This window comes from Rhizobium sp. P1_B8 (assembly GCF_056406515.1).
The window spans coordinates 758,641-772,879 of sequence record NZ_JBFTZZ010000001.1 but is presented as its reverse complement, the minus strand read 5'-3'; the positions used below and the strand labels follow the sequence as shown (position 1 = coordinate 772,879).

Genomic DNA, 14,239 nt, shown 5'->3' with positions numbered 1-14,239 from the left:
CTACGACGAGAGACAGGCAAAGGAGAAGACCCATGACGGAACAGCTGAACGCAACACGACAGCAGTGGCTGGCAGCAAGGCTCGATCTGCTCGAGGAGGAGAAGGAACTGACCCGGCAGAGCGACGCGCTGGCGATGAAGCGCCAGCAATTGCCGCGAGTGAGGATCGACAAGCAATATCGCTTCGACACCGACGGCGGCAACGTCTCGCTGAAGGATCTCTTCGGCGGGCGCTCGCAGCTTCTCGTCTATCACTTCATGTTTGGGCCGGATTATACCGCGGGATGCCCGTCCTGCTCGTCGATCGCCGATGGCTTCAACGGCTTCTTCGTTCACCTGGAGAACCACGACGTCGCCTTTTGGGCGGTCTCCCGCGCGCCGTTGGCAAAGCTCGAAGCTTTCAAGCGACGGATGGACTGGAGCTTTCCCTGGGCGTCGTCCTTTGGCAGCGACTTCAACGGCGATTTCAGCGTCTGGTTCTCTGCCGAGCAGCAGCACCAGGGCGATGTAGACTATAATTACCGCCGCGAACCGCCCGCCCCCCAACCGCTCGCTGCAAGGACTGTCCAGGAGCGGCAGCCCCGCGACAGCGAGGCGCCGATCACCCAGATCGCCGCCATGACCGGCACCGATGTCCCCACCTATACCCGCGACCGCCCGGGTGTCAGCGCCTTCGAGCTCATCGACGGTGCCGTCTACCACAGCTATTCCAGCTATGCGCGCGGGCTGGACGGGTTATGGGGCATGTATCAATGGCTCGACCGCGCCCCCAAGGGCCGCAACGAAACCGGCATCTGGTGGCGCCACCACGACCGGTACGGCAAGGAGTGACGCCGATGCTGTTCTCCGCCCACACTCCAAGCAGAGGCGACGGCAACGTCGCTCTCAACGCCGCCGAATGGCTCTCGCTGGCTGCCGCCGCGGATGGATCAGCTGGGAAACCGAGCGGTGGCATGGCTAGCCCAGGCAGCCGGATCACCGGCCGCGCCGCCGATTGGCTGTCGCTTGCAGCCGCTCCGACATTCGCGATCATGGCGGTGCTGACAGCCACGACCGGCAGCGCCGAGATGATCTGCACGACAATGCCGGATGCCTTCCCGATCGGCGGAATGGTGCCGATGTACCTGCTGATGAGCGGCTTCCACTTGGCACCCTGGCTGCGGCTCGCCGCTGGCTGGCGGGGCACAAGCCCCCCATAACGCTCCACGACGCCACCGGTATCTCTTCTTCCCAGCGGGGAGAAGAGGGAGCAAGCCGCACTCCCACTCAGCCGCGTCCGGCTTTACCTCCTACCGGCGCGACCAAGTTCATGCCCTCACCTCGATAAAGTCGATTGGCCCGCCGGCAATCTCGTCGTCGAAGACCGCGCAGGAAAGTTTGCCACCGAAGACGCAGCCGCTGTCGATGTTGGTGCGGTTTCCTGTCGTCACTGGGTTGGACAGCGACGGTGTATGGCCGTGGACCAGGTGCTTGCCCCAATAGTCGCTGGACTCACCGGGAGGGAACCGTAACCAGAGAAGATCGTGCTCGCTCTGCTGCTCCAGCGGAAATGCTGGATCGACGCCGGCATGGACGAAGATGCGATATCGATCAATGTGCATGAAGGGAAGATCGGCCGCCCATTGCAGATGCTGGGGCAGAACTCTGCCGCCATAGGACATTTCGGTTTCAAGTCCGCCGATGCCGATGCCGATCCAGACGTCTCTGCTGTCGCTATCGGCATAGGCAGCAACCATCAGGTCCTCATGATTGCCTTTCAGGCAGAACCATCGCCACGGGTCCGATGGACCGGCGATGATCCGGTCGAGGACGCTTTTGCTGTCAGGCCCGCGATCGACATAGTCGCCAAGGAAGACGACGGTCCCTTCAGACGCATAAGCCTCGACCCGATCGATCATCCTGTTCAGCGGATCGATACAGCCGTGGATATCACCTATGGCGAACGTGTAGCGCATGTTTCATTTTTAGCGCCTGTCGGGGGTCAAGTGAAGTCCGGATCGCCGCGGCAGATCTCAATACTGCCGACAGAAAATCCGACTCATTTCCCGGCACTTACGGCGATTGCCTCGCCTTTGGCTTGAGTTCGCATATTGATCGGCGCATCGGCCATCGAGGGTGCCGATCCATGGATGGGTACGGGATTGCTAACCAGCCCTCTTCAACAACTGACTGGCAAGCTCGATGCAATCAACCGGCCAATATAGTTCAGGCCTTGGATGCGCGACCTTTGGGTTTCCCTCGTGTGGTCGGCAGGAAAGTATCGATTCACGCCATCGGCTGGGAATTGCGCACTCCCCATGAATCGCACCGAGCAGAGCTCCAGCAATCGCTGCGTTCGTATCAGTATCACCACCATTTGAGACGGTGCTCACTACGCCGTCCTCCAAGGAATTCGAATGCAGCAATTGAAAAAAGGCATTCTGAAACGCGATCAGGACCCAGCCTTGCTGATTCACGAAGTCCTTTGGCGGTTCCTTTTCGGCGGCGGCGATTGCATCACGAATGCTGTCATGGACACCAAGCTCATCGGACCATTTTCTGATCGTCTGATAAACATCTCGAGGCGTCGGGCCCTCGGCAATTGCGTACGATAGCGCGCGAGCAAAGAGATTGTTGATCTGCCGGCACACAAGGTTCGGATGTGTGATGATGGCGTCCTGTTCCGCCCAGAACCCGACCCGTTCGGTTGGAAACTGAGATCCAAAAATGCCGAGAGGTGACACGCGCATGAGCGCACCATTGGCTTGGCTTTGATGATCAGGCTCGTAGCGAATTCCACTATATACCGTCCGGCCAATGTCGAAAGGCTTGGATGCCAGCCAGTCTTCATAGGCCCGTCGGGCAGCGTCTTGAATGTATGCTCCTTCCGCGACAATCGATCTGGCCAAAGCCAGCGCCATCTCGGAGTCATCAGTTGGTTGACCGGCAATGGTGTTCCATGCGCCGCCATCATGAATTTCGCGGACGCCACGGGGATATTTCTGGCGTATTTCTTGGGGCGTCTGAAACTCCACCAGCGAGCCAAGCGCATCTCCTGCCAGTTGACCGAGAATACAACCGATTGCACGGGACGTCGTTGTATTATCTATGATTTTCATGCAGCCTCTGGCGAGTAGTAAGCGCCTTGATGGGATCACCCTGTCATGCAAATGGCGCAACCCCGCTAAGCGACGATACAAATAAGCTCAGGTTTCCGCTAGTCGTTACGATGTTCGAGCGACCGCTATCGGCACAAAATAAAACCCTCATCAGTCTGCCTGCACTTCCTCCGTTCCCTGCCCACCTCCCGCATGCCACGTCCCCTCGCCCCGTGTACTGGAAGAGGGTTGGGTCAAGGGCCGCGTCTTGCGCCTCCCGCTTCAAGTGGGCGCCTTCGCTAGATTTTCCGCCAGCGTGCCAACCGCCATCACCCCTCGGCAAAACTCCGCCGGATCGCTTCCCAGCTTTCGGCATCCGGCGCCAACAGCAGCCAGCCCTTGGTCATCGCCGGCCGATAGGCTTCGCCGGAGAGGAGCGCACTATAGCCGCTGGCTTCGTGGTGGATCAGGACGCCGGCGGCGTGGTCCCAGGGTTTGAGCTCGGCGTTCAGGGCAAAGCTCATCGCGCCCGTCGCCACCGCCCGGTATTCATAGGCCGAGCAGCGCCATGTGGTCGTGCGGGAAAAGCGCTGCACGCGCTCGGCCCCTTTCGGTTCCGATTGTCTTCCAGGCCGAAACTGTGCGATGACCGGTCGACCCCAGATACAACGGATCAAGGTGCGGCATCGGTATGAAGAAGATCGGTTTTCTCTCGTTCGGGCACTGGACGCCCTCGCCCCAATCGCAGACGCGCTCGGCCGGCGATGCGTTGCTGCAGTCGATCGACCTTGCCGTCGCGGCCGAGGAGCTCGGTGCTGACGGGGCGTATTTCCGCGTGCACCACTTCGCCCGACAGCTGGCAGCACCCTTCCCGCTGCTATCAGCCGTCGGCGCGAGAACCAGCCGCATCGAGATCGGCACTGCCGTCATCGACATGCGCTACGAAAACCCGCTCTACATGGCCGAAGATGCCGGTGCGGCCGACCTCATCGCCGGCGGCCGTCTGCAGCTCGGCATCAGCCGCGGTTCGCCCGAACAGGTGATCGATGGCTGGCGCCATTTCGGCTATGCCCCGCCCGAAGGCCAGAGCGAGGCCGACATGGCCCGCCACCATGCCGAAGTCTTCCTCGAAGTGTTGCGCGGCGAAGGTTTTGCCAAGCCGAACCCGCGGCCAATGTTTCCGAACCCGCCTGGCCTGCTGCGCCTCGAGCCGCATTCCGAGGGCCTGCGTGAACGGATCTGGTGGGGCGCCAGCTCCAATGCCACCGCCGTGTGGGCAGCCAAACTTGGTATGAACCTGCAGAGCTCGACGCTGAAGGACGATGAGACGGGAGAGCCCTTCCACGTCCAGCAGGCCGACCAGATCCGGGCATACCGCGAGGCCTGGAAAGAAGCCGGCCACACGCGCCAGCCTCGCGTCTCGGTCAGCCGCAGCATCTTCGCGCTCGTCGACGATCGCGACCGCGCCTATTTCGGCTACGGCAACGACGGTGAGGACAAGATCGGCTTCATCGACGAGAAGACCCGGGCGATCTTCGGTCGCAGCTATGCCGCCGAACCCGATGCCCTGATCAAGCAGCTCGCCGAGGACGAGGCAATCGCCGAAGCCGACACGCTGCTGCTCACCGTCCCCAACCAGCTCGGCGTCGACTACAACGCTCATGTCATCGAAGCTATCCTGACCCATGTCGCGCCTGCGATGGGTTGGCGCTGACGCTCCGGCCACAGCTGCCGGCCTCTCAAACTCGCGGATACCTCTCGCGGAATTCGCGAGGGCTGCAGCCTTCACGTTCGTGAAAAACACGCGAAAAATAAAACGGATCGTCCAGGCCGATCATGGCGGCCACCGTTTCGATCTTTTCGTCGGTGGTTGCCAATAACTGTTTGGCATGATCCATGCGCGCCCGAAGCTGAAATGCCTTGGGAGGCAATCCGGTTTCGAGCGTGAACCGCCTGCGCAGCGTGGCCGGCGACATGCCGTGCTCGGCGGCAAAGGCTGCGAGGTCCAACGGTTGCATCGCCCGCCGCCGTAGCGTTTCCACGATTTTCGCCATGTCGGGCGGCCTTTCCTGGCGTCGATCGGCCGCGCCACTTGCCTGTCTGGCGACTGATATGACGATGCGATGCAGCATCAATGCCGCCGATGCCTGCCCGAGATTGGTATCGTCAAGCAGATCGGCATGAAGCTTGCCGAACAGCCGGACCATCTCATCGAGATGATGCAAAGCCACGACGGGATGTCGCTCGGAGATGATCCTCAACCTCACGAAGTCCCGCGTGAAAGATCCTTCGAAAAGCGCCCAGCGCTCGTCCCAGCCGCCTTCGTCGGGGCCATAGGAATGCACCCGGTTGGGAAACAGCCAGAACAATGCAGGTCCAGTCAGGCTCAGGCGGCCGCTGGCGGCGGTTTCCAGCCAGCCCTGCCCGCGCTCTACCAGGACAACGGCGAAACTCGGGAGTTTTCGCTCCGTCACCGCACGGCGGGCCTGCTGCCTGCCGCTGCCGGTGACCGCAAGTCCGCCGGCAGCGGCAAGCGGCGTTCTATAGATGGCTTCAGTGTTTCTCATGATGAGCGAAAAGTCCAGGTGTGAATTTCCTCTATGTCGGTTGGCGCGCAGGATCAGGTAATTGATGACAAACCAACTCAAGCGACGGAGGAGTGAAATGTCAATTGCTGCGGAGGTCATGCAGGTCCGAAAGCCGGAATTTCCCCTTGCCGCCGATGGCAAGACCTTGCCTGCGGAGCGAACGGGCTGGCTCACGCCGACCGATCCCGCCATCGGCGTCGACGCCATCCGCCGCCGCTACCAGGACGATGGCTATGTCTGGCTGAAAGGCCTTCTGCCGAAGGCTGGCGTGATCGACTTCCGCCGCTGGGTCCTCGAACATCTCGCCGAAACCGGACTGATCGAGCCCGGCAGCGATTTTTCCCTTGGCATTGCGTCTGCCGGTGACTTCGACAGGAGCCTGGCGGATCGCCGCCTGATGTCGCTCGTCCGCTCAGCCGCCTATGAAGGCTTTTGTGCGCAACCGCCGCTCGCCCGCTTCATGGACGATTTCCTGCAGGGCATTTCCTATCTGCATAAGCGCAAGCTCATGCGTTTCGTCCAGCCGGGATCGTCGACGGCCACGCCCGCCCACTACGATCTCGTCTATCTCCGCGGCGGCACCAGCCGCCTGGTGACGGCCTGGATTCCAATCGGCGACATCCCCACCGAGATGGGCGGCCTGGTTTACCTCGAAGGCTCGCACGCGCTGGGCGTCAAGATGGAAGCCGAGTTCCGGGCCAGGAGTGGCGATCTTTCCCCGGACGAGCGGATCAGCGCCTATAACAGCCACATGGCGGAAGGCGGCTGGGTCTCGAAGGATCTCCCGGATATGGCGGAGCGCTTCGACACCCGCTGGCTCGCGGCCGATTATGAGGCCGGTGACGTGGTGCTCCACTCGCCCTACATGATCCACGCCTCGACCATCAATCAGGACCGCAGCCGGCGGCTGCGCCTCTCCACCGACATAAGATATCAGAATGTCGACGACGAGATCGACGTCCGATGGAACAACCACTGGAGCCTCGGCGACATGCTGTAGCCCGGCTTTCCAGTGCCCATCTTTGCCTGCGATCCGGTGCAATGGCTGCTATAGCAGGTTGATTGGCGAAAGGACGTCTACATAGAAGCGAAGCGTAGGGGACCTTACTGCCGCGATGGGCGTTGATGGTCCGGGCCTTGAACGATCCCATGACTGCCCGACTTATTGATCTAGCCGAACCGCTCGAGTTGCCTCATGCCGCGTACAAACTTGAACGATATCCTGATCTTCATGGCCGTCGTCGATGCGGGGAGCTTTATCGCCGGCGGCCAAGCCATGGGCCTTTCCCGTTCGGCGGCAGGCAAGGCGGTCATCCGCCTGGAAGACCGGCTCGGCGCGCGCCTGCTCAACCGCACGACGAGGACGCTGAGCCTGACCGACGAAGGCCGGATGTTCTACGAGCGCGGGCTGCAGATTCTTACATCGGTCGACGAGGCGGAGGCGAGCGTGGCAGGGCAGAACAGCACGCCGCGAGGCGTTCTCAGGCTCACTGTTCCCGATGCCTTCGGGCGGCTCGTCATGCTGCCCCTGCTTAAAAAATATCTTCGGGCCTGGCCCGACATCCAGGTCGAAGTGAGCTTCACCGATCGCCCGGCCGACATCGTCGAGGACGGCTTCGATCTGGCAATCCGGATCGGCGCGACGGCGACGGACACCGGCCTGATCGCGCGCACGGTCGCCAGATACAAGGCGCGGCTCTGCGCTTCGCCGTCTTACCTCGCAGAGCGCGGGGAGCCGGGCGATATCGACGATATCACGGCCCACGACTGCCTGATCTTTGCCAGCCGCAATCAAAGGCAGGGCTGGCGCTTTCGCGGGGAAGGCGGTCCCTGGGTCAAAGCGCAAGGGCGCAGCCGTCTGAGGCTCGACAGCGCAGAGGCGATCCGCGACGCCGCCCTGGCGGGACTAGGGATTGCCCTCCTTCCCGATTTTCTCGTCGCCGATGATCTCCTCGCCGGGCGCCTCCGGCAGGTCCTGCCCGGCCTCGAAACTGACGACGCAAAGATCGTCGCTCTCTATCCCGACAAACGCCTGCTGGAACCGCGTGTCCGCCGTTTCATCGATCTGATGGTCGAGGAGCTTGGGCACCTGGGCCAGGCAAGCAACCGCGACGCTAGCTCTGGGTGATAGGCTTGTAGAAGCCGCGGAAGCTCTTCAGCGCCAGGGGAAAGAGCGTTGCGGCGAGATAGGCGACCCCGGTGAGCGAGAGCGCCGCGGCAAGGCCGATCATGCTGATCAGTGCGCCGCCGACGAGGCCGCCGAAGGGGATGAGCGCGAAGCAGAGGGCGGCGTTCATCGCGGTGACACGGCCGGTCAGCGGCTTGGGGATGCGCTCGAAGATCACTGCCGACAGGATCGGATTGAGGAAGCCCGAGGCAAATCCCGCGATTGTCAGGGTGAGGAAGATGAGGGAGAGCGGCGCATCCAGCGCAATAACGAGAAAGCGCGGAAATCCGGTCAGCAGGAAGGCCACGGTATAAACCATCAGGCGCGGCATCCGCTCGCCGATCGCAGCGGCAATCGCAGCACCCGCGATCGAGGCGCCGGTGAAGGCCGAAAACATCGCCCCCAGCAATTCCGGGCCATGGCCTGAGCTCTGCGTCCAGACGGGCAGCAGCACCGCGTGATAGGCCTGGTCCAGCAGGTTGGTGGTCGCCACCATGATGACAATGCTGACGAGGACCGCGTCGCCGCGCAGAAAGCGCCAGCCTTCCCTGAGATCGCCGAGATAGGACGACATCCCGCCCGGCCGGGCCTCGGGCGCGTCGCGTAGCTCAGACATACTCCTGAGCCGGGGGATGCCCACTCCAACGATCAGCGCCGCGGCAGCGAAGGTAATGGCATTGACGACGAGCGCCTGGCCCGGGCCGATCAAGCCGATCAGCGCTCCGGCACCCGCAGCACCCGCCGTTGAGGCCAGCCGCTCGATGGCGCCGACGACGCCGGTCACCCGTTCGATCGGCACGGCCGCCAATTCGGCAATATCCGGCACCATCGCCTGTTTGGCAGCATCGGATGGACCGCGCAGCACACCCATGGCAAAGACAACAGGCAGCAGCAGCGGCATACCAAGCAGGCCGAACCAGTCGAGCATCGGCACCAGCATCACCACGGCCACCGAAGCGATGTCGCAGACGACAGCGATGCGCTTCGGGCCGACGCGGTCGATCAGCGGCCCACTGAGCGCCTTGGCGGCGACATAGGGCAGCATCTCCATCATCGCCGTCAGCCCTGTTAAAACGGGGCTGCCCGTCGTGCTCAGCACCAGCCAGGGAATAGCGATGGTCGACAGCCGCGTGCCGGAAAGCGAAAGCGTCTCGGCCGCGGCAAGCGCCAGGAATGGCCCGCCCTTCTTCATGACCCATCATCCCCCTCGCGATGCGGGAGCCGGCCCGGATAGGGAAAGGCGTGCAGCATGATCGAGAAAGGAACCATATCCGGGGGTGCGAGCTCTCCCAAAGGCGGAGCCACCCGCATCGCTTCGAGAATGATATCGGTCAGCCGCCTGGTCAGGGCTTCGGCCTGTTCCGCCGTCATCGGGATGATGATGTCGCTGGCTGTACTCGCCTTGCGCCATTCCGCCGGCAGCTCGGCATATTCCTCCAGCGCCTGCTGCATATGGCCGACCTGCAGAGAGAGTATCGCCTGGTTGAAGGCGAGATCGAGATCCAACCCTTCGCCCTCAACCTCGCTTGCCGGCACCGAGGTGAGCTCGTGGCTGGCGCGCCACCAGCGGTCGCGCCGCGAAGCATGCGGCGCTTCCTCGATGAAGCCGTACTGGGCGAGCTGACGTAGGTGATAGCTGGTCGCGCCGCTATTCAGCCCGAGCCGCGCCGCAAGCTGCGTCGCGGTGGCGGGTCCATCGACCCGCAGCATGCCGAGCATGCGTAGCCGGACAGGATGCGTCAGCGCCTTCAGCGCGGTTGGATCGGGCACGACACGGCTGAGGGTGCGGGGTGCGGTGGCGGATTGAGCAGGCTGCGGGCGCGGATTTTTCATGCCGGAAGCCTACTATTGCAAATATATCTTTGCAAAGCTTTCTTTGCATAAATGCAAGTGCCCTATCCGCAGCTCAATCCTCAGGCAGGGTGAAGACCGCGCAAGGGTCGGCGATGCCACGCAAGGTGTGCTCTCCGAGCGGCATCAGTGCCGTCGCCGCATTCGCCGCAACCGCGCCCGAGATCAGCACGCTTCGGCCGAGCGGCTTGCACAGCCCTTCCAGCCGGCTGACCAGATTGACGGCGGGGCCGATGGCGGTAAAGTCCAACCGGTCGGCAGCACCAATATTGCCCCACAGGATCTCGCCGAAATGCAATGCTGCGCCGAAGGGCAGCGGCGCCAGCCCCTGCGCCTGGCGCACCTGATCGAGATGGGCCATGCCGGCGCGGCTGGCGGCGACCGCGCGCAGTGCTGCCTCGCAGGCCTCGCAATCCCCTCGGGCGGCGTCGCCCTCGCTCGACGTGGCCGTGACCGGAAAGATCGCCAGCACGCCGTCGCCGATGAACTTCAGCACCTCGCCCCCGAAGGCATGCACGGCGCCTGCGACACGGTCGAACCAGGCGTCTAGTGCAGTGATCATCACGTGAGGCTCTGTCACCTCGGAGAGCGCGGTGAAGTCGCGCAGATCGGCGCAGAGAAGGGCTGCGCGGATGGTCTCGCCGGTGCCGCGGGCAAGGGCGCCGGCCTGCACCCGGGCGGCGCTGCGCCGGCCGAGATAGGCTTCAAGCAGCGCGGCCTTCGCCTCCCGCGCCGCCAAGGCCGCGAGCGGCGCTCCAGCAAAACGCGCGACCTCGCGCAGCAGGCCAGCCTCAGCCGGGCCGAATGCACCGGCCCCTGCCCCATTGGCGATACCCGCCCAGCCGAGCACCGGTCTGTCAGATATCTGATTGTCCTGTGCAGGCCCGATCCTGTCCTCCCATACCGGTCCCAGCCCGGCCAGCCACTCGCGCCCGGCCTCACTCTGCGGAGCCGCGGCGAAGGCCAACGCCTCGATGACAGCACCGGTCTCGGCCCGCCACAGCCAGGTGCGCCGCGCGATGATCGGATGCGGCACCGAAAGCGTCAGCGCGCCACCGGAAAGCGGCAGGCCATCGGCCAGCAGCCGGCGCCCGAGTTCGGCCAGAAACCGTTCGGGACCAGGCGAGGCGCCGGCCTCGTCAATCAGCCAGGCAAGGGGGGACGGCAGATCCATGGCTTAACATCGCACGCTCACCGGGGCGGCCGCAAGGACATCCCCGGAGTGACCGCTTGCGGTCATCCCCGGATTCGAAAAAGGACGTCCGCTCCCCTGTCGAAAACCATTCGCCACGGTGGAAAACAAAAAATAAACACTTTAAACTTGCGCGAGTTTGATTCCATTATAGGGCCGTTCGTCATCGTGTGATTGAGGGGTACGATGGGCACGATATTCTGGCCGAAAGATCCGCTGGATGGGAATGACATGACGCTGCTGACGTCGATCCTTTGGCGATGGTGCGAAAGGTATCAGGTCGAGCTGACGGCGGAGGAGAGCAGCCGCAAGGCGAAAGAACTCGTCGAATGGTTCGAATTCGGCGTCAAGGATCCCATCGAGCTCGAGGAATTGATCGACGACAAGCACTGGCTCGTCGGCAGGATCTGACCCTCTCGGGCAAATCGGGAGAACGCTGGCTGTCAGCGTGGGCGAAGCTGTTTCATTAGAAAAGGCCGGGCGAAAATCGCTCCGGCCTTCATCCATTACATCTAAGCGAGACCTTTAGTCGTCATCCCGCCAACGCCGGTCGCGATCCCAGCGCCTCTCATGGCGCCAGCGCGGGCCATCATCCCAATCCCGGTGACGCCGCTCCCAGCCCCAGCGGGGCGGACCACCGTAGAAAGCTACCGGCGGCGGGCGTCTCCAGTTTCGCCGGCATTCGCCCCAGCGCGTCAGATGCCAGCCGCGACCGCAGGCGTAGTCGACCTTTGTGACATTGCTCTGGACATTGATTGTCCCCATCGGCGTCGCCTCAGCTGTGCCGATCGAGAGGCCGCCAACGAGCAAGGCGGCCGCGATAGAAAGCGCTTTCATCGAGAACTCCATTTTCAATCCAGCCGTCCCCACTTTATGGCCACTAAATTGAACTGGAGATGAACTGCGTGTTCATGTTTGGCGCTAGAGCATGATGCCGAAAAGCGTGAGCGGTTTTCGGACGACCTTATGCCCTAACTCTTTAATTTAGAACAGAATTCAGACTTTTGGCAGATCCCGCCTATAATCATCCTGTTCTGGCAGCGGGCGATGTTGAAGGCGGAAAAGCCGGGCTACGTCCTGCCGTAAAAAGGGTCAGGACCTGGATCACGCCCGGCGGCGACTTCGGTCAGCCGCCCGAGGTAATGGGCCCAGCCTTCCGCATGGCCGGCGCATTGATCGGCGCTGGGCAGGCCGCTATGGGTGAGCCGCAACAGCGTTCCGCCCCCCTGCTCGATCAGGTCGATCTCGACCAGGCTCGACCCCGGCGGCACCACCTCGCTGCCGTCCCAGCCGAAGCTGTAGGCAAGGCGATGAACCGGCACCACCTCACGAAACGAGCCGCGCGCAAAGCGGGCGCCGGTGACGTTGACGAGATAGAGTCCGCCGGGCTGCGGCTCGACCTGCGCTTCCGTTCCCATCCAGCGCAGGATCTTCTCCGGATCGGTCATCAGCGCAAACACCGCGGCCGGCGGCGCCGCGATATGCGCCTCGCGGTGAACGACGAAAGATTCTGGCATCACTCTCTCCCATGGTTGTCACGGCCCCGCCCAGGCGGAGACAGCGCGTCCTGTCTTGTCGTGGTATTTCTGACCTAGATGTCCTCACAGAGAGCATGTAGGCGCAAGCCCCTCCTCCGCAAGAGGGATTGCCCGTCGCCATCGGCGAACGAGCGAAAGCGCCGCTTGGAGAGCCCTGATCCAGCTCCGGTCGCGAAAGCATTCGACCTATTGCCAGCCCGCCGCCTTCCCACTATTGTTCGCGCCGTTCTCAGGGCGGGGTGAAAGTCCCTACCGGCGGTATGCAATTTTGATTGCGAGCCCGCGAGCGCCTTCTCAGGAAGGGTCAGCAGATCAGGTGAGATGCCTGAGCCGACGGTCATAGTCCGGATGAAAGAGAACGTGCGTTCCTGCCGCCCTTGCGGCTGTCGGGAACGTTCGTGATCGCCTTGGGTGATGTGTCTGTTCGCCAAAGGAGATTACCGTGACACCCACCCGCTACGCCTTCGTCAAAGCCAGCTGGCACGCCGACATCGTCGACCGCGCACTTGATGGCTTCTACCAACTCGTTCCGCCCGAGCAGGTCGACGTGTTCGATGTTCCCGGCGCATTCGAGATGCCGCTGCTTTCCCGCGATCTTGCGGCAACCGGGCGTTACGGCGCCGTCATTGCCGCCGCCTTCGTCGTCGACGGCGGAATCTACCGCCACGAATTCGTCGCCCAGGCCGTCGTCGATGGGCTGATGCGCGCCGGCATGGATACGGGCGTGCCGGTGCTGTCGGTGTCACTGACGCCGCACCAGTATCAGGAAACCGAACATCACAAGCAGATCTACCGCGCGCACTTCGTCGAGAAAGGCCGTGAAGCGGCAAAGGCAGCTCTGACGATCGGCAAAACCCGCGCCGCTCTTGCCGCGTAGTCAGCGGTTCGACGAGCAGAAGACGGCGGGAACAGTCCCGCCGCTTCGATACAAATCCGCTACACGGCCAAATCAGACAGAATAATTGATTCGACGGCCTCACCGCGCTGTGGTCCACTGGCCACTGACATGTATCGCCATTCTTAACGCATCCAAAACCCCAAGGAGCTGAAGATGAGCAATGCAATGCGCAGTGAAACCCCCATTGAGACCCCGAGAACACAGCCCGTCGACACCAAGCTCGAGGTGGTCGTCATCCCTGTTTCCGACGTCGATCGTGCCAAACGTTTCTACGACGGCCTGGGCTGGCGGCTCGACGCCGACTTCGCCAATGATGCCGATTTCCGTGTAATTCAGTTTACCCCGCCCGGCTCCGGCTGCGCGATCATCTTCGGCAAGAACGTCACCGCCGCGGCCCCCGGTTCCGCCCAGGGGCTTTACCTGATCGTCTCCGACATCGAGGCCGCCCGCCGCGATCTCATCGCCCGCGGCATCGAGGTGAGCGAAGTGTTCCATGACGCTGCCGGCGTCTATGCCGGAAAGGACGAACCCTATCTGTTCGGCCGCCTGCGGATCGCCGGCCGCGATCCCGATCACCGCAGCTATCGCTCCTTCGCCTCATTCAAGGATCCCGACGGCAACGGCTGGCTGTTCCAGGAAGTCACCACGCGGCTACCGGGGCGCATCGACGCCGACGAGACGAAATTCACGACGTCGACCGAGCTTGCGTCAGCACTCCGCCGTGCGGCAACTGCCCATGGTGAACACGAGAAGCGAAACGGCGGCAAGCACGACGAAGGCTGGCCGGACTGGTACGCGGAATACATGGTCAGCGAACAGGCCGGCAAGCAGCTGCCCTTATAGGCAAAAGCGGCAACATCCTCTGAGAAGCAAGGGCATTTCGGTATGGCGCGCGCCATACCGAAATGTTTTATCGTGTCTATGCCTCA

At 62.7% G+C, this 14,239-nt stretch carries 17 protein-coding genes and 1 riboswitch; of the genes, 8 read left to right on the top strand and 9 right to left on the bottom strand.

The window, feature by feature from the left end; all coding sequences use genetic code 11:
- Window positions 1-32: 32 nt before the first annotated feature.
- Window positions 33-830, top strand: a complete 798-nt coding sequence (locus AC1D2N_RS03695) for a DUF899 domain-containing protein (RefSeq protein ID WP_115157254.1) — start codon at window positions 33-35, stop codon at window positions 828-830.
- A gap of 5 nt (window positions 831-835) precedes the next feature.
- Window positions 836-1,198: a hypothetical protein gene (locus AC1D2N_RS03690; protein ID WP_130729201.1), complete on the top strand. Its 363-nt coding sequence runs from the start codon at window positions 836-838 to the stop codon at window positions 1,196-1,198.
- Window positions 1,199-1,306: 108 nt separating this feature from the next.
- Here AC1D2N_RS03690 and AC1D2N_RS03685 read toward each other — a convergent pair whose 3' ends face one another.
- From AC1D2N_RS03685 to AC1D2N_RS03675, 3 genes are all read right to left on the bottom strand, one after another.
- The gene (locus AC1D2N_RS03685) at window positions 1,307-1,954 is read right to left on the bottom strand and encodes a metallophosphoesterase family protein (protein ID WP_115157253.1); all 648 of its coding nucleotides are present in this window, start codon (window positions 1,952-1,954) and stop codon (window positions 1,307-1,309) included.
- A gap of 189 nt (window positions 1,955-2,143) precedes the next feature.
- Complete coding sequence (locus AC1D2N_RS03680) at window positions 2,144-3,097, bottom strand: ADP-ribosylglycohydrolase family protein (protein WP_115157252.1); 954 nt, start codon at window positions 3,095-3,097, stop codon at window positions 2,144-2,146.
- A gap of 308 nt (window positions 3,098-3,405) precedes the next feature.
- Window positions 3,406-3,723 (bottom strand): inositol monophosphatase family protein, encoded by a 318-nt coding sequence (locus AC1D2N_RS03675; protein WP_376774316.1) that lies wholly within the window; start codon window positions 3,721-3,723, stop codon window positions 3,406-3,408.
- Window positions 3,724-3,767: 44 nt separating this feature from the next.
- Between AC1D2N_RS03675 and AC1D2N_RS03670 the strand changes: the two genes are divergently transcribed.
- The gene (locus tag AC1D2N_RS03670) at window positions 3,768-4,790 is read left to right on the top strand and encodes an LLM class flavin-dependent oxidoreductase (RefSeq protein ID WP_113544282.1); all 1,023 of its coding nucleotides are present in this window, start codon (window positions 3,768-3,770) and stop codon (window positions 4,788-4,790) included.
- Between the two features lie 25 nt (window positions 4,791-4,815).
- Here AC1D2N_RS03670 and AC1D2N_RS03665 read toward each other — a convergent pair whose 3' ends face one another.
- Window positions 4,816-5,643 carry a helix-turn-helix transcriptional regulator gene (locus AC1D2N_RS03665; RefSeq protein ID WP_115157251.1) on the bottom strand — a complete coding sequence of 276 codons (828 nt, stop codon included), beginning with the start codon at window positions 5,641-5,643 and terminating at the stop codon, window positions 4,816-4,818.
- Between the two features lie 97 nt (window positions 5,644-5,740).
- On the opposite strand from AC1D2N_RS03665, the gene AC1D2N_RS03660 reads away from it, so the two are divergent.
- Both AC1D2N_RS03660 and AC1D2N_RS03655 read left to right on the top strand, forming a co-directional pair.
- On the top strand, window positions 5,741-6,664 hold the full coding sequence (locus tag AC1D2N_RS03660) for a phytanoyl-CoA dioxygenase family protein (RefSeq protein WP_130717059.1): 924 nt from the start codon (window positions 5,741-5,743) through the stop codon (window positions 6,662-6,664).
- A gap of 195 nt (window positions 6,665-6,859) precedes the next feature.
- A complete protein-coding gene (locus AC1D2N_RS03655) occupies window positions 6,860-7,792 on the top strand; it encodes a LysR family transcriptional regulator (protein WP_018242712.1) in 933 nt (310 codons plus the stop codon).
- Here AC1D2N_RS03655 and AC1D2N_RS03650 read toward each other — a convergent pair.
- The 3 genes from AC1D2N_RS03650 to AC1D2N_RS03640 all read right to left on the bottom strand — a co-directional run bounded on the left by AC1D2N_RS03650 (window position 7,779) and on the right by AC1D2N_RS03640 (window position 10,856).
- A complete protein-coding gene (locus AC1D2N_RS03650) occupies window positions 7,779-9,023 on the bottom strand; it encodes an MFS transporter (protein ID WP_130729202.1) in 1,245 nt (414 codons plus the stop codon). The genes AC1D2N_RS03655 and AC1D2N_RS03650 overlap by 14 nt on opposite strands.
- On the bottom strand, window positions 9,020-9,664 hold the full coding sequence (locus tag AC1D2N_RS03645) for a winged helix-turn-helix domain-containing protein (protein WP_130717063.1): 645 nt from the start codon (window positions 9,662-9,664) through the stop codon (window positions 9,020-9,022). Before AC1D2N_RS03645 ends, AC1D2N_RS03650 begins: the two co-directional genes overlap by 4 nt.
- Window positions 9,665-9,737: 73 nt before the next feature.
- Window positions 9,738-10,856: an adenylate/guanylate cyclase domain-containing protein gene (locus tag AC1D2N_RS03640; protein WP_477980731.1), complete on the bottom strand. Its 1,119-nt coding sequence runs from the start codon at window positions 10,854-10,856 to the stop codon at window positions 9,738-9,740.
- 204 nt (window positions 10,857-11,060) lie between these two features.
- Here AC1D2N_RS03640 and AC1D2N_RS03635 point away from each other — a divergent pair, with 204 nt between their 5' ends.
- Window positions 11,061-11,285 carry a hypothetical protein gene (locus AC1D2N_RS03635; protein WP_130729204.1) on the top strand — a complete coding sequence of 75 codons (225 nt, stop codon included), beginning with the start codon at window positions 11,061-11,063 and terminating at the stop codon, window positions 11,283-11,285.
- 114 nt (window positions 11,286-11,399) lie between these two features.
- On the opposite strand, the gene AC1D2N_RS03630 is transcribed toward AC1D2N_RS03635, so the two are convergent.
- Both AC1D2N_RS03630 and AC1D2N_RS03625 read right to left on the bottom strand, forming a co-directional pair.
- Window positions 11,400-11,711, bottom strand: coding sequence for a GCG_CRPN prefix-to-repeats domain-containing protein (locus AC1D2N_RS03630; protein WP_028732772.1), 312 nt, complete (start codon window positions 11,709-11,711; stop codon window positions 11,400-11,402).
- 233 nt (window positions 11,712-11,944) lie between these two features.
- Window positions 11,945-12,391 carry an SRPBCC family protein gene (locus AC1D2N_RS03625; protein WP_018242718.1) on the bottom strand — a complete coding sequence of 149 codons (447 nt, stop codon included), beginning with the start codon at window positions 12,389-12,391 and terminating at the stop codon, window positions 11,945-11,947.
- 242 nt (window positions 12,392-12,633) lie between these two features.
- A riboswitch (FMN riboswitch) is annotated at window positions 12,634-12,776 on the top strand.
- A 78-nt stretch (window positions 12,777-12,854) separates the two neighbouring features.
- Here AC1D2N_RS03625 and AC1D2N_RS03620 point away from each other — a divergent pair.
- Together AC1D2N_RS03620 and AC1D2N_RS03615 are read left to right on the top strand one after the other, a co-directional pair.
- The gene (locus tag AC1D2N_RS03620) at window positions 12,855-13,289 is read left to right on the top strand and encodes a 6,7-dimethyl-8-ribityllumazine synthase (RefSeq protein WP_018242719.1); all 435 of its coding nucleotides are present in this window, start codon (window positions 12,855-12,857) and stop codon (window positions 13,287-13,289) included.
- A gap of 174 nt (window positions 13,290-13,463) precedes the next feature.
- Window positions 13,464-14,153 (top strand): VOC family protein, encoded by a 690-nt coding sequence (locus AC1D2N_RS03615; RefSeq protein WP_028732774.1) that lies wholly within the window; start codon window positions 13,464-13,466, stop codon window positions 14,151-14,153.
- Window positions 14,154-14,239: the final 86 nt, after the last annotated feature.